Origin of the sequence: Dactylosporangium sp. NPDC049742, assembly GCF_040674675.1 — a bacterium.
Classification (GTDB): Bacteria; Actinomycetota; Actinomycetes; order Mycobacteriales; family Micromonosporaceae; genus Dactylosporangium; species Dactylosporangium maewongense.
Genome location: NZ_JBFANF010000066.1, coordinates 23,509 through 45,334, shown reverse-complemented (window position 1 = coordinate 45,334; position 21,826 = coordinate 23,509). Strand labels below are relative to the sequence as shown.

Here is a 21,826-nt window from a genome sequence, read left to right as displayed (position 1 = left end):
TTGATCCGCTGCCGAGCGTTCGGGCCAACAGCCAGCTCACGCCCTGTCCGGAAGCCAGCTCAAGCAGCACCGACTACGTTGTCGTCCACGATCATCGCAACGACAAGCTGCGCGCCCGTTCCCGGCACAAGCTCCACCTCATCTCCAGCACGCAGCAACGCCGGATCAACTCCCGCTGCCAGACACGTATGCGTGTACGTTCGCGCGAGCCGCTTAGTGACCTGATACTCGCGGCTTCCGGGCCAGAACGTCGGGCGTTCGACCACGCAGAGGAAGTGACCCAGTTCGATCGGGGTCGGATCGAAGCCGCCGTCTTCGGTGATTGTCAGTACCAGCCGTGACCAGGTCGTGGTGACGGCGTTGCCGCGGTAGATGTCCACCAGGCGTTCCAGTTGCTCCAGCTGCGCGTGGGTGACCTCGGCGATGTCAGGCATAGCGAACGAGGCAGTCGAGCTGTGCTGCAGTTCAGCAAGGCCTGCTGCGACGCGCATCAACATCCTGGCGATCGGCGCATCGGGCAATCCGCATCCTGCCGCCAACGCCGGTCCGTTCTCGATCGCGAACTCGAACGTCTCTGCCGCACCGATCGCAGCGAGCACCGCCAGATCGTGCTGGACCAGCGCCGGCTCCGCTTCTGCCGCGCACAAGAATGTGATCTGCGTGCGATCCGGTTGCACGCTCGACCCCATTCGCGCTTCCAGCCCGAACACTGCGCTCGGACTTGCCGCGACGATCCGGAGCCCGTCTCCGGCGACGCCGTGTGTGACCTCCGTGGGCCGCAACACGACGCGGTCCTTGAACGAACCGTCGGCGCTCACGGTCCGCAGTTCGACGTTCGGGTAGTCGCCACCCGCGGGCGACAAGACAAAGGAGACGAGCTCATCGCTCGGCTCCCCTCCGCCCAGCGGACCGCCCAGGCGCTGCACCTGCAGCCGGACATCCGTGAATGGGATCCCCCATGCTTGCCAGTCCTGCATACTCTGCATGTCGCGCGCATCGGCGTCCTGCTGGAGTCTCAGTTCCAGCTGGATCGGATCGAGCTCCAGCGACTGCGCGGTCTTCGGCACGACCGACTCGACACGGAACCGGTTGTCGCCGAGCGACTCGTAGCGGAAGGCCACGCCAGCGTCATTCGGCCCCGGAAGAGGGAAGGAGCCGTCGCGGGTACTGACGGTGCCGCTGTTGACGTAGTACGTGTCGCTGGCGAGGTCACGGATCGTGCGGACGGCGTCCTCACGACAGCGGGCCGCGGCCAGCATAGTCGCGGGTTCTCCGGACTCGATCGGAGAGCCGGCAAGTACTGCTTTCGCCAGGACCAGGTTGTTCAACATGTCCGGGCCTTTGAAGAAGCGGTCGTACGTCGCCGGGTAGTCGGCCGACAGGGCGTCGAAGAACGCCGCCCCGTCCCATTGGCACGGAAACCCCGCGCCGGCAACGACCTTGGTCTTGAACCAGGCTTGCATCGGGTCCGTCGGTGTCCACGGTGTCGCCAGGTGGTACCGGGCGATCGTCGCGCCGGTGACGACGTGCGTGTCCCAGAAACGCTTCCACGATCGGATGATCTGACGTTTCTGACTGGCGTCGAGCGGCGTGGTGAACTTCTTGATCTGCCAGACGACCAGCCCTTCCGCGGTCTCGCGGTAGACATCGATCCCGCCGTCACCCTGCGCGGGCCTGGTCTGGATGGCATCCGGGTACCGCTGCCGCAGGCAGGCGGCCGCAAAGCTTTCGACGCCGTCCCCACCGACGCTGCCCAGCACCGCCCAGTCGATCGCACTCACACATCGAGTGTCTCCGACATTCGCCCATGCAGAACAACGCCACGCGCAGTGGTTGCAACTCTCGTCGCGCCCTTGGTCCGCCCCGCCCGACGGGCCGCACTTGTGGGGTGAGCATCGGGTTGGACCGACGGCTGGGCGTCGGCGTCGGTCGCTGTAGGGCGTCTACAGGCTAGGCGCCGCTGGTACTGAGCCTGCTGGCGGTTTCGGTAGACGGCCCGGGTCTCCTTGGCAAATGAATGCGGCCCAGTCCAGGGGGTTCGGGTGGTGTACACGGACGAGCCGTTGTGCTTCGCGAAGGGCGTCGGCACGCGTTGCGCCGGCTGCGAGCAGTCGATACATGTGCGCCATGAGTTCCTTTGTGGACTCGTCAGGCACCTTCCAAAGGCTCATGACGAGGGTACGGGCGCCGGCGAGGTGGAAGGCGCGTTGAAGACCGAACACGCCCTCGCCGCTTTCGATTTCTCCGAGCCCTGTGTCGCAAGCAGAAAGGACTACGAGCTGCGTGCCTTGGAGGTCCAGTTCGGCAACTTCGAATGCGGTGAGCAGACCATTTCCGTGTGGCGGATCACCGTCGTTGCTCCATGTGTTCGCACCAGCGAAGGCAAGGCCACTGCGTAACAGCGGGTTGTCAAGGTGTCGACCTCGTCTCCTGCCGAACTCGCTGTCGCCTGTGCTGATGAGCTCCACGGGCGTGGCAAGGATGCCGTCCAACACGATGCTTTCGCGATCGTGATCGATGAAGCGAAAGGTCATGCCGACCTTGAGGTCGCCAGGCTCAAGAGGCGGTTCACGATCTTCGAAGAAGCCATGAGTGGCGATGTGCAGAATCGACGGTGAGTGCGCTTGCTGGACGGCTGCCTTGGTCGCCTCACTGCCGAGGACGGGTGCGATGCCGAGATACTGGGCGACCTCTATGCCTTCCATTCGTGCGCCAGGCAGCCGGCTGTAGGGTTTATGACACAAGGGCGTGCCGCCGAGGTTGAAATCCGGGGTGGCGACAACAACCGGCGGCCCGCCTTGTGACCTCGGCGGATTGGCAAGTCGTAGGAGATCACGTGTCGCGGTGAGGTAGCTGATCGTGTAGTCGTCGATAAGCAGTCGACCGTCGGCTGTGCGTAGGACTCCGAACGGCAGCCGGCACAGGTCGCCATCAGGGGCAAGTACAAGATGGCGAACATCGCCGATGGCAGACAGCAACGGAACGATGAGGACGTCGTACAGGTGGGTGGCGATGTCCTCGTAGCCGGTCGGGTGCGTCAGGTGGGTGCCGCCCGGCTGGGAAGGCAAGCCGGAAGTGCTGGCGATCTGGGCTCGGAGGGCAGCGACGTCTACGTCGATGGCGTCGGCGTCACCGAGGTCGACCACCGTGGGCTGATTGGGGTGAGCCGGCGTCAGGACGATGGCGACATACCTGTCAGCACCCCATGGTTTTTCCCCGTGGGCGCGTATGGCGTCGTAGTTGAACGGTCGGAAGCGCTGGAACTCGACGGCGGTCGTGTCGGGTGGGATGGACCGAGCGATAGTCACGCAGTCCACCGCGCCGTGGTCATCCAAGTTGGGCAGCGAGCGAGTGAGCTCCAATTCCAATGCCTCGAGCTGCTTCGTAGCCGTGCGCAGCGTCTCCTGGAATTGGTCGGGATTGGCGTAATCCGGACCAGACAGGCGTTGGTCTGCGATAAAGCTGCGCCGAATTCTGAGCTCTTCAAGATGCTCGCGTAACAGCGGGTGGTCTCCGGCATGTACAGCCGCGCGTTCACGCGCGAACGCGTCAACGCCCATGCCCTTGCGCTCGACTACCGCGTTGGCCAGGTCCAGGAGGCGGGCAGGTGAATCGGCGAATCGGGCCAAGATGAGCGACACGTACTGGTTGAGCCTGCTTCGCGCAGCCTGCAGCAGCAGTAGCCGCTGCTCGTGTGACCCGAACGACCGTACCTGTTCGATCAGCTTGCGCTGGCTGTGCAGGACCTCTACGAGCAGTCGTAGAGCCGCCTCGTGGCTTCCCTGAGCAGCGTGAATCTCAGCCAGATTGGCAAGCAGGGTAGCGCGTTGAGTGCCTTCGATGTCCTCGGGTTCGATCGCGGCGAGGGCCGCCTCCGCCGTCCTCAACGCGTCATCGAGTTGCCCGTTGGCGTGATGGACGCGAGAGAGGTTGTTCAGGAGGGTGGGATCGTCAGGCTTGTCGTGCTCGTGGGCAATGGCCAGAGCCTCGAGCAGGTAGGCACCGGCGGTGTCGAGCCGGTTGGTTCGCTCGTGCAGTGCACCGAGTGATACGAGAATCGGGATCTGCGGGGCGCTGCGTTCTCCGGAAGCACTGCGCCTGATCTGCAGCGCGTGCTGGTAGAACCGCTCCGCAGCTACGCTGCTCCCCATGGCCTGATACAGGTGGCCCAGTCGTGTCAGGATCACAGCGACCTGTAGCCGGCCGCCCTGGCCAAGCTGTTGGCATAGTCGAAAAGCTTCATGCAGGTCAGACTCGGCGCCTCGATAGTCAGCAATCTGAACACGCAAATCGGCTCTCGTCACCAGCAGGTGTGCGAAGTCCTCGGGCATGCGGTGCGCCGCGGACTGGAGGCCCTCGATCGCAGGCCGCAGGACGGCCTCTGCCTCCGCAGTGGCGTTGGCGCGCATGTGAACGCTCGCGAGGTGTTGGGCGACCCGCGCGATTGTCGGCTCCGTCTCGTCGTTGGCATAGGCGTCGGGGCCGTACATCGGAAAGTATTTGTGCGCGTCGTCGATGCCCACCGGGTATACCAGACGGTCCCGCCAGGCGTCTGAGTCAAGGCCTGCCACCGGCGGTGCGTTATGTAGCTCATAGAACAGATCTCGGCCGTGCTGGACATAGGTCAGCTCGATCCCGTTCGGTTGCATGTCAAGAAACAGATTGACCAGATGTTCCGGTATCTCCAGCAGGGTGATCTGTGCACGCTGCTGGTCGATGATCCGGTCAATAACCTTGAAGATCCGGCCTCTCGGCCAGAGGCGCAGACCCCAGTCGTCGGGCGTGTCACCGCCGAGCGTCCGGGCATTGGCGGAGAAGATCAGGTAGCGGTGCGGAGCAACAAAGCCACCAGGTAGTCGCGACGCGTCACAGTACGTTGGCTCGCGCAGCAATATGCCCGGCCGATTCATCTCAAGAACGCCACGTGCAAGCGTGGTGTCTCGAAAGTATGCACCACATTGCTCGAAGGCCGCCCGGACCTCAACTACACGCCCATCCACTCACCCACCTTGCCAGAGCTGAGCTCTATCCTGTCGGAACCACACGGGCTGCATCGAGGCGGCGGTGTACGAGCGACAGTACGGTGAACAGGTCTAGCGCGTCAGTCTCCGTAAGCGCCCAGGTGGGGTCGACTCGTGTGCTGTGGGCAGGCGGATTGCGGAACATGCCGAAGACGCCCGTGAGGAAGTTGCTGAAGCCGCTCTGTTCGCTGAGATCGGTGTGATGCGAGAGCCCGTTGAGCCGCACAAGCGGCGCGTTGCCACCGAACGCCTCCCGGACCAGTGGTCCACCGTCGGTCCGCAGCCCGGTCATGCGTCGCAGCCGGTCACTGACTCCTTTGGTCGCCTCGAACACTGCGTGGAAGAGCGATTTCCGGACAAGCTCCTCCTCGCAGTAGTACAGCACCTGCGGGTGCACGCCACGGCGGCGCAGCTCGGATCGGAGCCGGTCGGTGAGTTTGGCGACGTCGTCCAGCGAGTATGCGACCGACTCCGCCTTAATGAGTCGACCGCCGTCGTCGAGGTCAAGTCCGAGCAGCGCCAGCGGTCGGCGGAGCGCCGTAAGCAGCGCGTCGAAGCGGGCCTCGTCGTTGAGATATCGAGCGACGGACATGGCTTCGGCCATGAACCGTTCGATCGGGTTGGCCGAGCCCTCGCTCTGTTGCTGTTGCTGCAGCGCAGCCAGGAGCCTGATCCGCTTCGACTTGCCGGGCGCCGGATCACCGATGCCGGCCAGCATGAGGAGTTGCTCGATCTCGCCGTTGCTCAGGCCTGGAGGATCGGTGCTGGCCAGCACATCGACGACGGCCTTGAGGTTGGCACCGGGCCACTGCGGCGGTCCACTCATAGATGTCACTGTTGCACATAGTATTGCCCGTGCCGCAATCTGTTAAGTCGGAACTCGTGCGGAGGGGGCAACGTGACGAGACCGATCACTGGCCGCGACTCGGAGGTTGTCCGGCTGACCCGGGGCCTCGTTCGCATGCTGCGGGAACGGACCGACGAGTCCAGTCCCAGGTCGGACGAGGCTATGAGCGGTCCGTTGTGGCTGAGTGATCTTCGGGACGTCCTCGGGCCGGCCAGGTCGAGCGTGCTGCTGGAGTTGCCCAAGCCGTCGTTCGTGCCGGCACCTCCACCGCCGGAGGTTCTCGTCGGTCGGCTCGATTCTGCCGTCGCCGCCGATTCCCGCGGCGCGGCCCCCAAACTGCGGTCTGGCGACCATCCGGCCGATGTCCGCGCCGTGTTCGAGAACTGGCTGGTCGAACAGCGGGCGTGGGCGCGCGCCGAGGTGCGGGCAGAACAGTTGCAACACGCGTATGGCGATCTCGAGCGGACGATCGCCGAAGCCAGGCGGGCCCGTGGCGCCGCACTGGTGCTCGGGTTCGGCCTGGTGACGATGGTTCACCGCGGCAAGGTCACGGTGCGGCGTCACCTCCTGAGCGTCCCCGTGTCGGCGCATCGCGACCGTGATGGCACCCTGCGCGTCACCCTGGTGGCAGACGCCCAGATTCGCCTTGACGATCGTGTCCTGCGTCAGAAGGCCGACGATGCCCTTGTCGGCCGGTATGACGATCATGGTCTGGCCCGTGTGCATCCCTTCGGTGACGAGCTCGTTGCCTGGCTGTCCGAGTACGTGCAGGCTGCGTGGCGGGTCCCGGTTCGCTCGGAGCCCGCCCAGTGGGTCGCTCCGGACCCGACGGACGTCGACCTGCCGTCGCTGACGCTCGCCCCGGCGCTGCTGACGCGACGAACGGGCAGCGGCGACAAGGCCGCGTTCTATGAACGGATGGCGCGCTCCCTGGAGCCGGCCGACGCGGTTGTTCCGCTGGGGCTGGCGCAGCTGGTCGTGCCGATCGAACCGGCGGACCGGCAGCGCTGGCTCGCGGCTGCCGGAGCACCACCGATAAGCTCGGATCCGCTGTTTCCGCTGCGTACCAACGTCGAGCAGCGCGAGGTGCTCCGCGCGTTGCGCGAGGACAGCGTCGTCGTCGTGCAGGGGCCGCCGGGTACCGGCAAGACACACACCATCGCCAACCTGATGAGCGCTCTGCTCGCCAACGGGCAGCGGGTCCTCGTGACCAGCAAGCACGGCGCCGCTCTAGCCGTCATCCGGGACCAGTTGCCTGAGCAGGTCCGTCGGCTCTGCGTGCAGATGAACACTGAGCGCGGCGAGAAAGACCTCGAACGCAGCATTCGCGCCCTGTCAGAGCTGGCAGCGATGCAATCAACCGCTCGCCTGGACCACGAGATCAGCACATTGCGACAGCGCCGCGAACACCTGTTGGAGGTCCGCGCCACGGCGGTCGGGGCGCTGCGCGCAGGCCGGGAACAAGAGCACTCCCGGCACCGTGCGCTGGGCCTGCCGTACCAAGGCACTCTCCGCGATCTAGCGGCCGCGATCGCCGAGCGCCGCGACCTGCACGGATGGGTCGGTGACCTCCCGGCCGGCGCGCAGGTGACTCCGCCGCTCACCGCTACGGAGGCGACCGAACTGCTGCAACTGCTCCGCACCCGTACGGATCTTCGTACCGTGCGGGGTGGTCAGCATGTGCCGGCACCGGACATCGCGCCAACGCCCGAGGCGGTACACGACGCCTGCGACCGGATCGCCGCCCACGAGGCACTGGTCGGCGGTTCCCTGGACCTGGCGACCATGACGAGCTTCACCGAACTTCCGGACGCCGTCCTGCACGACCTGCGCCACCAGGCCGACACAGCGTTCGGCGCCTTAGCTGACGTCGGTCTGGGCGAGGTACTCGCGGACTGGCCGCCCGACGACTGGCGCCGCACCGCCGTCGAGGCGCTGCTCGCACGCCGCGACGGAGGTCTGTGGACCGGACTGTTCGCTGCAGTGGACAGTGCAGCCGCGCTCCGCGATGAGTTCAAAACCACCGGCCGGTTGGTGGTGTTCGACCCGATCGTCACTCCCGCCACCGCGAACCTGCTGCTCGGCCAGGCGCTGGGGCTGCGGGAGCACCTGGCCCGTGGCGGACGGATACGCCGGTGGTGGCCGCCCGCCCGGGCTCAGCTCAACGCGGCTGAACTCCTGCAGACGTGCACCATCGATGGTGGCCCACCGCGGACTACCGGTGACCTGAACGTGGTGATCACGACGCTGCGCTGCGAGATCGCGCTCAGCAGCACGCTGGGCGAATGGGCCGCAGCCAATGTGCCCACAAGGCGCGGCAGCCTCGGCATGCGTTTAGCGCAACTTGACCACCTCGCCGCCGGCGTCGACGCAGTCCGCCGACTGGTGGCGATCCGCGACGCGGTCCAGCAGATCGTGAGCCGCGCAGGGCTGCGGTACGTGGTCAACACCGTCGACCGATGGGACGCCCTCATCCGCGTGGTGCGCAACGTCGACGTGGTACTCGCGGCACAAGAGGCTCGCCGGATGCTGATGGGCGCATGCGCCGCCCTCCGCCCATTCACCCGCACGGCGTCAGCCGCGCCCGAGGCCGCCGAGCTCATTGAGGCGATCGAAGCTGGGGACTCTGAGCGTTACCGCATTGCCATGGACAAGCTCCTGGCGGCGCAGCAGCTGCACGCCGAGCATCGCCGCGAGACTGATTTGCTCGCCCGGTTGGCTGCCACACACCCAGAACTGGCCGGCACGATGCTGGAAACCGCCACCGATCCCGCATGGGACAGCCGGCTTCCGGCACTGGATGATGCGTGGACCTGGGCGTGTGCCGTGGCGTACTACCAAACGGTTCGATCCGGTGAAACGTCCGACATCGGCGCCGACCGGATTGACGAGCTCGACGACGCGCTGCGCGAGGTGACCGCCGAGCTGGCCGGCGCCGAAGGACTCCGGCACTACCTCGGCAGAGTCGGCGAAGAGCAACGGCAGGCACTGCAGGACTATCAGATCGCCCGGGCAGCGCTGGGGCTCAAAGCCGGAAACTTCACCGAACGGCATGCCGCCGACGCGGCCAGTGCCATGCGCGCCGCCCGGGCAGCCGTGCCGGCGTGGGTGATGCCACTCGACGCGATCGCCGAGCACGTCGAGCCAGAGCCGAATGGGTTCGACGTCATCATCGTTGACGAGGCCAGCCAGGTCGGCATCGAATGGCTGCTGCTGTTGTGGCTCGCACCGCGGATGATCATCGTCGGCGACGAGCAGCAATGCACGCCGGGCGAGGGCAAAGACAAGCAAGGCGACCTCGACGCCATCGACCACCACCTGCAGGGCATGCCGTCGCACCGCGGTGGCGGCTTCATCCCAGGCCGGAGCCTGTACGAACTGATGTCCGCCCGCGTGCCACGGGTCATCCGCCTGACCGAACATTTCCGATCCATGCCCGAGATCATCGGCTGGTCCTCCGAACGGTTCTACGACGGCAACCTCATGCCGCTGCGCCAGTACGGAGCCGACCGGCTGGAACCGCTGGTGTTCTTCCCGGTCAAGGGCGAGACGCAGGGCGCCGGCGAAGACGCGGTGAATCACGCCGAGGCAGCGGCGATCGCCGAGCAGATCGAAAAGATGGTGACGGACCCCGCCTACCACGGTCGCAGCATCGGTGTCATCGCCTTGCACAGCAAGGCCCAGGCCGTCGAACTGGAAGCTCAAGTGCGCCGGCGAATCCGTACCGAGGACTTCAAACGCCTGCAGATCCGTGTGGGCGAACCACCCGCGTTCCAGGGTGACCAGCGCAGCGTCGTGCTGCTGTCGATGACCTATGCGGAAGCCGACAAGGAGGTGTGTGCCGCACGCCGGCACCGCCAGCGGTACAACGTCGCAGTCAGCCGAGCCAAGGACCAGCTCTGGCTGTTCAGCTCAATCCCGCCCGACGCGCGGGCGTCCGACCGGGACATGCGCATAGCGTTGCTCACCTACTTCCGTGACGCCCGGCCGTCCGTCGACACCGATCCGCAGCTAGACCGGCTACCGACCGGCCGATACCGCCCGCCGTTCCGGTCACAGTTCCACCAGGACGTCTACGGTGTGCTCCGGCAGCGCGGATTCACCGTCAAGCCATGGTTCGCCGTCCGGGACGGCCACATCGACCTGGTCGTCATCGGCGACCGCGGGCGGCTGGCCGTCGTATGCGACGGTCCACGGGAGCTGACCACGCCCGAATCGCTCGCCGCAGACGTCGACCGCGAGCTAGAGCTCCGCCGCTGCGGCTGGGCCTTCGTTCACCTCCGAGAGAGCGATTTCCGGTTCGACCAGGCCATCGCACTCGAAGCCCTATGGGCTCAGTTACACGCCCGAGGAATCGATCCCGCGCCGATCGAGCCAGCGAGCAATACGACGTCCCCGTAACAGCAATCTAATAGGAACAGTTGACCTGAACTCCATCGTAGTTAGAGTACAAATAGGCGTACGCCTTGCGCATGTAATCCATGGATCCGGGTTCACTCGCCGCTTGGACCCACCCTCGCCGACAGACGGGTTGACCTGTGACTACATCAGCAGCGAAGTCCTCTCGAACCACCTTCTAGCTGCTAATACACCCAGTTGATTCAGCGTATCGACATTGCTAGACTTTGCGCATGGACACGTGCTTCGGGCACGTATCCCACAAATGGAGGCTCGCGTCCCCCCTTCGACACTGGTCTTGGTGAATGTTTACCAAGATCGTGGATCTCGTAGCATCGCTGCATCAGACCCGACCGGGTGATCACCCGGTCGGGTTTCGGCATGTCCGGACCGCGCCCCGGCGGCGACGATGACCCGCGTGCGGCGCAGCATTCCGGCCCCGGCCGAGCAGGTGATCGCGGCGATCATCCCCGCGCCGCTCCCCCGCGCCCGCCACGGCCACCGCTGCCCGACCTGCCCCACCCTCCCACCAGGCCCGACCAGGCCGAGGCGCACCTTGACGTCGGCCGGCTCGACCCGTCCGGCCGGATCTCGGCCCGCGCATTACTGCACCTGCTGGGCTGGCCACCCGGACACCGCATCCAGTTCGACATCACGGCCGGCGTCATCACCGCGACCTCCGACCCGGCCGGACGACACACCATCGGCGCCACCGGTCTCCTCGCCACCCCGGCGCCGATCCGGCAGCTGTGTCACCTCACCGCCGGCGACCTCGTCGTCCTCCTCGCCCAACCCGGCCGCGACCTGCTGCTCATCCACCCCGCTCGAACCGTCGCCCGGCTCCTCGCCGGCCAGTTCGCCGCTGGCAATGCCGGCTGACCGTCAGCGGCTCGACGCCGCCTGGACGGCCCTGGCCGAGCTCGGCGTCACCCTCGCCGATCTGCAACGCGACGCCCGACCGGCAGTGCCCACCTTCGACGAGTACCTGCCGCAGGTGCTCGCCGCAGCCGGCCCGGGCGCGCTGCGCGCCTACCGCAGCTACTGGCAGCGGATGACCACGGCATGGGGCGGCCTCGCCATCGACACGGTTACCGCCAGCGACATCCAGGCGCTTCAGCGGCGCATCGTGGCCAACGCACGAGCCCGCCGCAACAACCGCGGCGGCCGCCACGCCGGCGAGCTGCTCATCGCCGCCGCCCGCGCCCTCTACAACCAGGCCATCGCCGACGGTCTCATCCAGGCCGCGGACAGCCCAGCCCACCGGGTCCGCAAGCCCCGTCGGCTGCCCAGCACCCGGCGGGCGCTGACACCTGACGAACTGACCGAGATCAACCAGATCGCCCGCACCACCGGCAACGACACCGTCCTCGACGCACTGCTGCTGCGCCTGCACACCGAGACAGCCTGCCGGCGCGCCGGGGCCCTGGGCCTGCGGCTGCAGGACCTCGACGCCGGCCGCGGCCTACTTCTCCTACGCGAGAAGGGCGGCACCGTGCGCTGGCAGCCGATCAGCCTTGACCTGGCCGGCAGCCTCGTCCAGCACGCCGCGGTCCGCGGCGCGCTCCTGCCTACCGACGCGCTGCTGCGCTACCGGAACGGTCGCGCCTTGACCAGCCGCCGCTACGACGAGCTGTGGCGCCGCATCGGCCGGCACCTGCCGTGGGTCGCCGCGCAGGGCGTCACCGCACACTGGCTGCGTCACACCACGCTGACCTGGGTGGAGCGGCACTTCGGGTACGGCACCGCCCGCGCCTACGCCGGCCACACCGACACCACCGGGCCGGCCACCACGACCTACATCCGGGCCAACCTGCAAGCCGTCGCCGCCGCGCTCGCTGCGATGACCGGTCAGCCGCACCCACTCGCGCAACCCATCGACGACGATCGGGTGGTCTAGCGAAGCTTTGAACACGCCTGCGTCGCAGCGCTGCGGTGTGTCGTCGCCGAATGCACCCCCGACCCAGCGGGGGCGGCATGGACGAGCGGCAGCCGGCAGGCGCTGCTGTCGCCGGCCTCGATCGCCGCGGCGGGCGGCTGTCAAGCCTGACGGCCCCCGTCTCGCGTGCCCCGCGCGACGAGGTCCTCGACGACGTGAAGAAGCCGCGGCCCGGTCGACCGCGGCGGCAGAACCGGCCCGCGCACGCCGGGCGAACCGCCGCGCTCGGCCTCCTCGACCGATGTCGCGGCGGATCGGCAGGCTGAGCCGACGGACCGCCCAACCTGCGGGCACGCCGGCGTCGACCGCAGCGTGCGGGAGGCCTGAACCTCACCTCCCGCAACAGCGATCAGGGCTTGAGGACCAGCCGGATCGGGCCGCCCTCCTTCTTCACAATCCGTTCGACGCATCGGGGCGCCTCGGCCAGCGGCAGCACATCACTGATCGACCCGGAAAGGTCAAGGCGGTGGTGGCCCACCAGGGAGACGAGCTGCTCGACGTGCTCGGGTGCGCTGCCGTAGTGGCCGCGGACCTGCTGCTTCAGGAAGCTGAACAGGGTGGTCTGGTGGATCGCCAGCGGTTGGGGTGCCAATCCGACCAGGACCAGCCGGCCCTCGTTGGCCAGGACGGCCTGGGCCTGGGTCCACGTCGATGTCAAGGCGCGGCTTCGCCGGGATGGGCGGCCACAAGCTCAAGGAACGCTCCTCGCCAGCGCCGCGTTCAAGACCGTCTACGACGACGCCTACCGGCAGCTGTACCGCAAGATCTACGCCGGTGCCGATGCCCTGAACATCCTCCACGGCATCACGAAGGTGCTGGCCCGTCAAGACCCACATCGCGTCGATCTGCCGCAAGCTCGCGGTACGCACCCGGCGCGACGCGTGGCACGTCGCGCTCGCCCTCGGCATCATCCCCACGGACGACCTTTCACCGGCCCGGTTGCGAGAGCTCCGCTCGTAACCCCCGTCCGCCGGCGGCCGCGGTTGCCGGACGCAGCGGTGCGGCCGGTCGCGCCGCGTAGCGGGGGCAAACGCCCATACACACGAGCGGCGCTGTCGTCAAGGCGCAGCCGGGAGTAGCGTTCTCGGTGCGGTGCCTCACCGGGCGTCCGGCTGCCCGGCCCCTGCAACGCCTGTCTCGGAAGCCTGCAATGCCTGTCTCGGAAGGATGCGGCGATGATCGAGCACCGAGACCGACCCGACGAGCAGGGCCCGGCACCGACAGGCAACCGCATGCCGCCCATGGTCCCGGTCGCCAACACGGTCAACGTCGGCGCGCGAGACGCTCTTCGTGTTCCGCGGCGTCGGCCCCGAGGCCGACAGGGTGGCTGACGTTCTGCAGCAGGTTTGCGCCGACGCCATGCGAGCGCTGTCCGCCTCCGGGGTGGGCATGAGCGTGATGGCCGGCAATGGTGTGCGCGGGATGGGCGCATCCTCGGACCCGGCCACGGCGGGGATCGAGGAACTGCAGTTCACCTTCGGGGAGGGCCCGTGCATCGAGGCGTACACGACGGGCCGGCCGGTCCTCGTCTCGGATCTGGCCGACGGGGCGACCAGCCGATGGCCTGTGTACGCCCCGGCGGTCCAGGATGTGGGGGTGCGGGCGGTGTTCGCATTCCCGTTGCAGATCGGTGCGGCCCGCCTCGGGGTACTGGATGTGTTCCGTGCCCGTCCCGGGCCGCTGTCCAGGGACGAGCTGGGCCAGGCGTTCACCTTCGCCGACCTGATGGTGATGACGCTGCTGGACGACCAGGCGCGCACCGCCGACATCGACCGGGCGGCATGGGGCGCCGACTGGGGCGAGGCGTTCGAGAGCCGGGCCGAGCTGTTCCAGGCCCAGGGCATGGTCATGGTCCAGCTGGGAATCCCGCTTGCGGATGCCCTGATTCGGATCCGGGCCTATGCCTACGCCAGGAACCGTTCGCTGAGTGACGTGGCCGCGGACATCGTCGCCCGTCGCCTCCGGCTCGACACCGACCGCACATGACCACTGATGGAAGGGCCGGGACACTGTCATGACCACCGTATCCGAGCAACGCCTGGCGAGGATCTTTGTCGAGGTCGCCGACACTCTGGTCGATGAGTTCGACGTGATCGAGTTCCTGCAGATGCTCGCTGACCGCACGGCCGGCCTCGTCGAGGCCGCCACGGTGGGCCTACTCCTGGCCGACGAACAGGACCGGCTGCGGTTCATGGCCGCCTCGGACGAGACGACCAAGCTGCTGGAACTGTTCCAGCTGCAGTGGCATGACGGCCCGTGCCTGGACGCATTCCGTTCCGGCGAGCCCGTCGTCAACGCCGACCTGAGCGCGGCGAGCGCCCGCTGGCCGCGGTTCGCGCCCTACGCCGCCACCGCCGGATTCCGCTCGGTACACGCGTTCCCGCTGCGGCTGCGCAGCGACGTGATCGGCGCCATGGGCGTCTTCGGCATCCGCGACACGGCCCTCGACGAGGCCGATGTGCAGATCGTCCAGGCACTGGCCGACGTCGCCGCGATCGGCATGCTCCAGGAACGAACCATCCACCGCGGCGAGGTCCTCACCGAACAGCTCCAGGGCGCCCTGAACACCCGCATCGTCATCGAGCAGGCCAAGGGGGCCGTCGCACAGGCACACCATGTCTCGATCGACGCCGCCTTCGACCTGCTCCGAGCCTACGCCCGACGCAACAACAGCCGCCTCAGCGATGTCGCTAGCCTCGTGATCACCGACCTGAGCGCCCTGCACAACCTCACCGCCGACTGACCGGACGCACGGCCGGACTCACGCAAGCCGGACGGTGCTTCGTGGTGGCCGCTCCGGCTGCCGAGGTTAGCGCCGGTACAGAGGGGTAGAAGCGACGCGTGCACCGGTCGTCGTTCTACGCCTCTGCCAGTCGCCGCAGCGACCACAGCCTCCGGTCGACGGTACGTCGGGGCGTGCTGGACGCGGCGTCCTGGCTGAGCACGCCGCTGCTGCCCGATGACTATCTCGGGCTGGTCAATCCGCTGTGGTCGCTGCGGCGACTGCGTGGCCGGGTCGAGCAGGTGCGGCCGGAGACCACCTCCGCGGCGTGCCTGGTGATCCGCCCGGGATCGGCTGGACAGGTCACCGCGCCGGTCATTACGTGCGGGTCGGGGTCGACATCGACGGTGTCCGGCACTGGCGGCCCTTCTCGCTGTCCTCGCCACCGCACGGCCCCGACGGACGCCTCACGATCACCGTCAAGGCCGCCCCGGACGGGCTGGTGGCGCCATACGTGGTGCGCCGCGTGACGCCCGGCACGATCGTGCACCTCACCCCGGCCGAGGGTGACTTCGTGCTACCCGACCCGGCGCCCCAACGACTGTTGTTCCTGACCGCGGGTAGCGGGGTCACGCCGGTAGCGGCGATGCTGCACAGCCTGGCCACCCAGGATCGTATGCCGGACGTAGTACTGGTGCTGTCCGCGCCGACGTCCGAGGAGGTCATCCTCGGCCCGGACCTGCGGGCCCTCGCCGCAGGTTGGAAGAGCTTGCGGTTGTACGAGCGGCACACCCGCACCGGCGGCCGGATCACGATGGCGCAGGTTCGTGACATCTGCCCCGACTGGCGTGAACGCCACACGTGGGCGTGCGGCCCGGCCGGGATGCTCGACGACGCGCAACGGCACTGGCGGCGGGCGGGAGCCGGCGACCGCCTGCGGATCGAGCGCTTCCGGACCGCCCGGATGCCCGGGGGTGCCGGCGGCCGGGTCAGCTTCGTCACGAGCGGACGTCTGGCCGACGCCGACGGCGGCACACCACTGCTGGCGGTCGGCGAGCACGCCGGTGTGCTCATACCCAGCGGGTGTCGCATGGGCATCTGCCACAGCTGCGTGGTGCGGCTGCGGGCCGGCCGGATCCGCGACCTGCGCACCGGACGCGAGCACGGCGACGAGGGTGAACTCATCCAGACCTGCGTCAGCGCGGCGGCCGGTCCCGTCGAGATCGATGTGTAGGAGATCCACCTGTGCCTGTGCCCGAACATCTCACCGAGGTCGACATCAAGGAGATCGGCCGCGAACTCGACCGGATCCGTGACGAGGTGGCCGCCAGCCTGGGCGACCACGACGCCCGCTACATCCGCCGGGTCATCGCCGTCCAGCGGGTCCTGGAGGCGGGCGGCCGCACCCTGCTGGCGATCTCGATCCTGCCGCCGGCCTGGCTGGCCGGCACCGCGGCACTGGCCGTCGCCAAGATCTTGGAGAACATGGAGATCGGCCACAACGTCCTGCACGGTCAGTGGGACTGGATGCGCGACCCAGACATCCACTCCACCACCTGGGAATGGGACCACGCCGCGCCGGCCGACATGTGGAAACACTCGCACAACGTTGTGCACCACACCTACACCAACGTGCTGGGCAAGGACCGCGACATCGGATACAGCGCGATGCGGGTCAGCCCCGAGCAGCCCTGGCACCCCATCTACCTCGCCCAGCCGCTCTACAACGCCGCACTGGCCGTCGTCTTCGAGTGGGGCATCGCCATCTACGACGTCGAGCTGGAGCGTGCCTGGCGCGGCGAGAAACGCTGGGGTGAGGCACTGACCCAGCTGCGCGGGGTGCTGCGCAAGGCCCGCCGCCAGATCATCAAGGACTACGTGGCGTTCCCGCTGCTGGCCGGACCGTCGTTCGTGCCGGCCCTGCTCGGCAACCTCCTCGCGAACGTGGCCCGCAACGTGTGGTCACACACCATCATCTTCTGCGGCCACTTCCCCGAGGGCTCCGAGGTGTTCACCGAGGACCAGCTCGACGGCGAGACCCGCGGCGAATGGTACGTGCGGCAACTGCTGGGCTCGTCCGACATCGACGGCGGCCCGCTGTTCCACCTCCTGTCCGGCAACCTCAGCCATCAGATCGAGCACCACCTCTTCCCCGACCTGCCCAGCAATCGCTACGCGGAGATCGCCCCGATGGTCCGCGACCTCTGCGAACGGTTCGGGCTGCGGTACAACACCGGCTCCCTCGCCCACCAGACCGCCAGCGTCTGGAAAACCATCGTCCGCCTCGCCCTGCCCGGCCGAGGCCCAGCCGGCCAGTGAGGGCTTTATGGGGTGCCAGCACCATCGGGGCCCCGGAACGTAGCGCTCCTGACAACGCCGGCCTCGGGCGGTTCGATAGAAGCATGCAATCACCATGACACCGGCGATCACGTCGACGCCGTCAACGGACGACGCCCGGCAGCGACTTCGCCGTGCTGGCCCGCAGGATCGGCGCCGAGGGGCTGCGGCAGCGCCGGCCCGCCTACTACCTCGCCCGGCTGAGCCTCGTCACGCTCATGTTCCTCGGCGGCTGGAAGGCGTTCTTCCTCATCCGGATCGTCCTGGTGGCAGCGGTGACGGCCGCCTTCCTCGCCGTCACGTTCGGCCAGGCCGCGCTCGTGATCCATGCAGTCCTCAAAGCGGGGCCGGACTTCACCGGCCGCGTCGCCATCGTTGTCCAGCCGAACGCGTGAGGGTAGCCTTACCAGGAGTGATGCTGGTCCGGCGTCCGGTCGAAAGCGGCTGTCCTCAGAAACCCCAGCCGCCGCCCACGTTGCCGCGCCGAGTTGCGGCCGCGCGACGTTGTTCTGTCGCCGTGACCGGCGTGGGTCACGATCGAGCGGCGGCCGTACCGGTCGGGCTCGTCACCGGACATCTCTACAGTGGGCGGCACAGTGGAGCTGATGGAACGGGTCTGCGTCGACGCTGCGCAGGCCTTGTCGGCCTGCGGGGTCGGGGTGAGCCTGATGGCCTCCGACGGCACTCACGGCATGGCAGCGGCGTCCGACCCGGACACCGCGCGGATCGAGGAGCTGCAGTTCACCTTCGGGGAAGGCCCGTGCATCGACGCGGCCGCGGCCGGCCGCCCGGTGCTGGTGCCGGACCTGACCGATGGGGCGATGCGCCGATGGCCGATGTACGCCGCTGCGGTCCTGGACGAGGGGATCCGGGCGGTGTTCGCGTTTCCCCTGCAGGTCGGGGCGGCTCGCCTCGGCGTCCTCGACGTGTTCCGGGCCCGCTCCGGGGCGATGTCCAGACCGGAGCTGGGCCGGGCGCTGACGCTCGCCGACCAGGTCGTGACGACCTTGTTGGACGGTCAGGAACGGACCACCGGCACGGACGAGCTCGACGAGGCATTCGAGCACCGTGCCGCACTGTTCCAGGCCCAGGGCATGGTGATGGTTCAGTTGCGCACCTCCCTCGCGGAGGCGCTGGCGCGGATCCGGGCCTACGCCTACGCCACCGACCGGCCGTTGAGCGAGGTGGCCGCGGACATCCTCGCCCACCGGCTCCGCCTCGACACCGACCATCCATGAACAGTGGCACGAACACCGCACGAAAGGCCGGGAAGCCGTCATGACCACCGTATCCGAACAACGTCTGGCGACGATCTTCGTCGAGGTGGCCGACACCCTGGTCGGCGGGTTCGACCTGATCGAGTTCATGCAGATGCTCGCCGACCGCGTCGCCGGGCTGGTCACCGACACCACCGTCGGCCTGCTGCTTGCCGACGAGCAGGACCGGTTGCACTTCATGGCCGCCTCGGACGAGACGACCACACTGCTGGAGCTGCTGCAGCTGCAATGGCGGGACGGGCCATGCCTGGACGCATTCCGCGGCGCGGCGCCGGTCGTCAACGCCGATCTGTCCACCGCAAGCCCCCGCTGGCCGCAGTTCGCGCGCTACGCCACCTCCGCCGGGTTCCGCTCGGTGCACGCGTTCCCGCTACGACTGCGCGACGACGTCATCGGCGCGATGGGCGTCTTCGGCACCGGCCGCAACGACCTCGACGACGCCGACGTGCAGATCGTGCAGGCACTGGCCGACGTCGCCGCGATCGGCCTGCTGCAGGAACGGGCGATCCACCACGGCGAGGTGCTCACCGAGCAGCTGCAGGGCGCGTTGAACAACCGAATCATCATCGAACAGGCCAAAGGGGCCGTCGCGCAGGCGCACCACGTCTCCGTCGACGCGGCCTTCGAGCTGATCCGGGCCCACGCCCGGCGCACCCACCGCCGCCTCAGCGACGTCGCCCTTCGCGTGCTCACCGACGTGACCAGCCTGCCCGACCTCACCGCTGATTGACCCGGTGCGCAGGCGCGACGACCTGCCCGCCGGACTGTGGAATGCCGCCGCGAGTACGTGCCCACGTGCAGGTGCCCCGCCGTGACACTCTCGAGGCTCAGCCGAGGGCGATCAGACCCTCGCCGACACCGTCGCGGATGTCAACGCCCAGCACGCCACCACCGTCGATGTCGTCACCCGGGTGGTGCAGGGCCACCCGGCGAAGGTCCTACTGGACGCCGCGAACGGCGCCGAACTCCTCGTGGTGGGCAGCCGCGGGCACGGCACGTTCACCGGGATCCTGCTCGGCTCGGTCAGCCAACACTGCGTGCAACACGCACCCTGCCCGGTCGTCGTCGTCCCGTCGCGCGTTCATGCCGAGAAGGCAGCATCATGAACCCGCGACCTGGGGCGGCAGCGACCTACGGATGGTCGAACAGATCACCGGCCGGCTGACCCGGCCCCGGGCAATGCTACCGGCGGCACCTGAGGACGTGGCCGTTCTCGCCGCGGCCGGTGACGTAACCCCGGAAGACGGTAGGGCCGCTGATCCCCAGCAAGCCCCTCTCCCCCCAGCGGGCACGTCCTCCCAGGTTCCGTCGGCGCCGGCACGCACCACCCTCATCTGCTGGTAGGGCGGGCACTGCCCGACCGAATGCGGCCGCGGCGCTTCCGGGAAGCTGCGCGCGCTCGCGCAGGACGCCTCGCTCAGCCCGTAGCCCTCGGCCAGGATCGCCGTGCGCCCTCGACGGCGGGCAGCGGCTGGGGGCGCGCCTGCTGCCTCGGTGGGCCGCAGGACGAGGACGGCGTCGAGCAGGCCGTCGCGGGCGACCGCTTGGTGCGTAGGTCGATTCGGGCAGGCCCCGCGCCCTGAGCGGTACGGCTTCGATCGTGGCCAGGTCATCGGGCGCGGCGTAGTACGGCCACAGCAGGTCCCCGGTCATCGGGCGTACCTCACGACCGTGCGCTGCCGGCCGAGGTCGATCGCGCCGTCGTCGGTGGCGACGGCGGTCTCGACGACTTGGCCTCGTAGAGCTGGGCTTGGCCTCGTAGAGCTGGGTCTGCGGAAGCTGGACGTCACGCGCCGCGATGTCGTTGGCAACCACCATGCCCGCGACGTAGTCGGCGAGGTTGTCCGCGGTGACCGTCGTGCCGACCGGCATCTGGCGGCCGAAGACCAGTCCGATCTCCACCTCGTAGTCCAGCAGCCGCACGTGGCCGGGGCGGACCACGTCGTCGAACGGGCCGCTGATCGAGCCCGACGTCTTGCGGAAGAACGTCAACGGGACCGTCTCGGGCTTGCCGCCCGTGTCCTTGACGTGCGAGATGAAGTTCGTCGACGTGCGAGATGAAGTTCGTCATCTGGGCGACGACGCGGCAGGGCGCGTTGCACGGGATCGCGCGCGGCATCCACCCCGGCGATCCTCACCGGCAGTAGTCTTGATCCCGATCACGCAACATGCGTCACGCCACATCGCCATGGCCGTTGACATCATCAAAGACGGCGCGCCGAGTGGTCGGTGCAGATGAATAACCTGCGAGGCAATTTTCCTGCGCCGGCATTGTCCGGATCAGGTGAATGGGGATCGCCGTCCAACCTCTCCGATCTTTCGGCCTCTCAGCTCCGCTGGGCTAATAGCTTCGCTCTCCCGCTTGTCCCGCAGGCACTCACATACGCTACGCCGGAAACCGGCAGGTGCAGGGTGAGAGCTCGGGTGAAGCTGATCCGAAAATGCAGGGTGAGAGGGCAGGCGGCAGCATCCCGGCGCAGCTGGGATGCTGCTTACTACGGGCCGGTCGGGCGGCTGGGGCGAGAGTGACGGTGTAGCCGAGAGCTTCGAACTGGCGGATGTGGTTGCGTTTGCGGCGTTCGGGATTGACGCGGGTGTCGTAGAAGCCTGGGCCGAGGTCGGTAAACCAGGCGCGGCTCGTCGGCCACCCCGGCCAGAGCGCTGGCGTCGCGGGCCCGCCGCCACTCGACGATGCGCGAGGAGTACAGCGCCCCTTCACTGAGCAGCAGGAGGCGAAACGTTGCTTCTGCCGCTACGCCATGGCGCTGCAGGCCAAGTCGCACAGGGCCACGAGCCGGACCGTCACACCGTCGGCGTCGACCCAGCCGGCCAGATCGTGCTGCGGCGGCTGCCATCCGCGGTCGGTGGCCCCGTCCAGTAGGCCGTCGGCGTAGCTCGCCAACGCTGCGGGCGTCGGCCGGCGGCCGCGGACGCCGAGCAGGTCCCGCACCTCGGCTGCGTGCTGGTCCACCCGCGCCGACAGGCTGGGAACCATAGCTGCTGCCGCGAGGCCGGCGGCGCCGATGCGGCGGTGGAGGCGGTCGAGCAGCATCTGCACGGTCGCGTGGTCGGTGCCCAGGTTCGAGGCGGGGATGTTCATGAAGTACGACCATAGAGACGGCGTACCGGGGCGAAAATGCCGCAACCGCTCCTTTACCGGCATCCTGACCGTTCGGCTGCCGACCGACTGGCCGATCGGGCGAGTCCGGGACGATCCGCCGGACCCGGCAACCCGGTATGCCGGGACTGCCGGGTTGCCGCTCACCAGGGACGGCGGTGGCACGGCCC

Annotated in this window: 16 protein-coding genes, 1 pseudogene and 1 riboswitch; of the genes and pseudogenes, 11 read left to right on the top strand and 6 right to left on the bottom strand. The window is 68.1% G+C overall.

Going from position 1 to position 21,826, the window contains the following annotated elements; genetic code table 11:
* Positions 1–59: 59 nt before the first annotated feature.
* The 3 genes from AB0J72_RS47880 to AB0J72_RS47870 form a co-directional block, all read right to left on the bottom strand.
* Positions 60–1,781 carry a hypothetical protein gene (locus tag AB0J72_RS47880; protein WP_363412491.1) on the bottom strand — a complete coding sequence of 574 codons (1,722 nt, stop codon included), beginning with the start codon at positions 1,779–1,781 and terminating at the stop codon, positions 60–62.
* Positions 1,782–1,943: 162 nt separating this feature from the next.
* On the bottom strand, positions 1,944–5,000 hold the full coding sequence (locus AB0J72_RS47875; protein WP_363412489.1) for a CHAT domain-containing tetratricopeptide repeat protein: 3,057 nt from the start codon (positions 4,998–5,000) through the stop codon (positions 1,944–1,946).
* Positions 5,001–5,025: 25 nt separating this feature from the next.
* Complete coding sequence (locus tag AB0J72_RS47870) at positions 5,026–5,847, bottom strand: TIGR02391 family protein (RefSeq protein WP_363412487.1); 822 nt, start codon at positions 5,845–5,847, stop codon at positions 5,026–5,028.
* 243 nt (positions 5,848–6,090) lie between these two features.
* On the opposite strand from AB0J72_RS47870, the gene AB0J72_RS47865 reads away from it, so the two are divergent.
* From AB0J72_RS47865 to AB0J72_RS47855, 3 genes are all read left to right on the top strand, one after another.
* The gene (locus AB0J72_RS47865; protein ID WP_363412485.1) at positions 6,091–10,269 is read left to right on the top strand and encodes an AAA domain-containing protein; all 4,179 of its coding nucleotides are present in this window, start codon (positions 6,091–6,093) and stop codon (positions 10,267–10,269) included.
* 378 nt (positions 10,270–10,647) lie between these two features.
* Positions 10,648–11,145, top strand: coding sequence for a hypothetical protein (locus AB0J72_RS47860; protein ID WP_363412483.1), 498 nt, complete (start codon positions 10,648–10,650; stop codon positions 11,143–11,145).
* On the top strand, positions 11,135–12,163 hold the full coding sequence (locus AB0J72_RS47855; protein WP_363412481.1) for a site-specific integrase: 1,029 nt from the start codon (positions 11,135–11,137) through the stop codon (positions 12,161–12,163). Before AB0J72_RS47860 ends, AB0J72_RS47855 begins: the two co-directional genes overlap by 11 nt.
* Before the next feature lie 388 nt (positions 12,164–12,551).
* Here AB0J72_RS47855 and AB0J72_RS47850 read toward each other — a convergent pair whose 3' ends face one another.
* Positions 12,552–12,860 (bottom strand): hypothetical protein, encoded by a 309-nt coding sequence (locus AB0J72_RS47850; protein ID WP_363412479.1) that lies wholly within the window; start codon positions 12,858–12,860, stop codon positions 12,552–12,554.
* Between the two features lie 632 nt (positions 12,861–13,492).
* Between AB0J72_RS47850 and AB0J72_RS47845 the strand changes: the two genes are divergently transcribed.
* From AB0J72_RS47845 to AB0J72_RS47810, 8 genes and pseudogenes are all read left to right on the top strand, one after another.
* Positions 13,493–14,188 (top strand): GAF and ANTAR domain-containing protein, encoded by a 696-nt coding sequence (locus AB0J72_RS47845; protein ID WP_360559745.1) that lies wholly within the window; start codon positions 13,493–13,495, stop codon positions 14,186–14,188.
* A gap of 28 nt (positions 14,189–14,216) precedes the next feature.
* Complete coding sequence (locus AB0J72_RS47840; RefSeq protein WP_360559744.1) at positions 14,217–14,945, top strand: GAF and ANTAR domain-containing protein; 729 nt, start codon at positions 14,217–14,219, stop codon at positions 14,943–14,945.
* Between the two features lie 98 nt (positions 14,946–15,043).
* Positions 15,044–16,158: pseudogene (locus AB0J72_RS47835) on the top strand (ferredoxin reductase).
* A gap of 11 nt (positions 16,159–16,169) precedes the next feature.
* Positions 16,170–17,243, top strand: a complete 1,074-nt coding sequence (locus AB0J72_RS47830) for an acyl-CoA desaturase (protein ID WP_360559743.1) — start codon at positions 16,170–16,172, stop codon at positions 17,241–17,243.
* 152 nt (positions 17,244–17,395) lie between these two features.
* The gene (locus AB0J72_RS47825; RefSeq protein ID WP_363412476.1) at positions 17,396–17,656 is read left to right on the top strand and encodes a hypothetical protein; all 261 of its coding nucleotides are present in this window, start codon (positions 17,396–17,398) and stop codon (positions 17,654–17,656) included.
* A gap of 210 nt (positions 17,657–17,866) precedes the next feature.
* A complete protein-coding gene (locus tag AB0J72_RS47820; protein WP_363412474.1) occupies positions 17,867–18,499 on the top strand; it encodes a GAF and ANTAR domain-containing protein in 633 nt (210 codons plus the stop codon).
* 40 nt (positions 18,500–18,539) lie between these two features.
* Complete coding sequence (locus AB0J72_RS47815; RefSeq protein WP_363412472.1) at positions 18,540–19,268, top strand: GAF and ANTAR domain-containing protein; 729 nt, start codon at positions 18,540–18,542, stop codon at positions 19,266–19,268.
* A gap of 181 nt (positions 19,269–19,449) precedes the next feature.
* Positions 19,450–19,644, top strand: a complete 195-nt coding sequence (locus AB0J72_RS47810) for a universal stress protein (protein ID WP_360559739.1) — start codon at positions 19,450–19,452, stop codon at positions 19,642–19,644.
* Between the two features lie 76 nt (positions 19,645–19,720).
* Here AB0J72_RS47810 and AB0J72_RS47805 read toward each other — a convergent pair whose 3' ends face one another.
* On the bottom strand, positions 19,721–20,575 hold the full coding sequence (locus tag AB0J72_RS47805) for a fumarylacetoacetate hydrolase family protein (RefSeq protein WP_363412542.1): 855 nt from the start codon (positions 20,573–20,575) through the stop codon (positions 19,721–19,723).
* 203 nt (positions 20,576–20,778) lie between these two features.
* Positions 20,779–20,908, bottom strand: a riboswitch (TPP riboswitch).
* Between the two features lie 382 nt (positions 20,909–21,290).
* Positions 21,291–21,638 carry a DUF6401 family natural product biosynthesis protein gene (locus AB0J72_RS47800; RefSeq protein ID WP_360559738.1) on the bottom strand — a complete coding sequence of 116 codons (348 nt, stop codon included), beginning with the start codon at positions 21,636–21,638 and terminating at the stop codon, positions 21,291–21,293.
* Between the last annotated feature and the right edge of the window lie 188 nt (positions 21,639–21,826).

Coding starts and splice junctions, on each gene's coding strand:
- AB0J72_RS47815 (WP_363412472.1), top strand. CDS start 18,540: ATGACCACCGTATCCGAACAACGTCTGGCGACGATCTTCGTCGAGGTG.
- AB0J72_RS47800 (WP_360559738.1), bottom strand. CDS start 21,638: ATGAACATCCCCGCCTCGAACCTGGGCACCGACCACGCGACCGTGCAG.
- AB0J72_RS47860 (WP_363412483.1), top strand. CDS start 10,648: ATGTCCGGACCGCGCCCCGGCGGCGACGATGACCCGCGTGCGGCGCAG.
- AB0J72_RS47840 (WP_360559744.1), top strand. CDS start 14,217: ATGACCACCGTATCCGAGCAACGCCTGGCGAGGATCTTTGTCGAGGTC.
- AB0J72_RS47870 (WP_363412487.1), bottom strand. CDS start 5,847: ATGAGTGGACCGCCGCAGTGGCCCGGTGCCAACCTCAAGGCCGTCGTC.
- AB0J72_RS47820 (WP_363412474.1), top strand. CDS start 17,867: ATGGAACGGGTCTGCGTCGACGCTGCGCAGGCCTTGTCGGCCTGCGGG.
- AB0J72_RS47855 (WP_363412481.1), top strand. CDS start 11,135: ATGCCGGCTGACCGTCAGCGGCTCGACGCCGCCTGGACGGCCCTGGCC.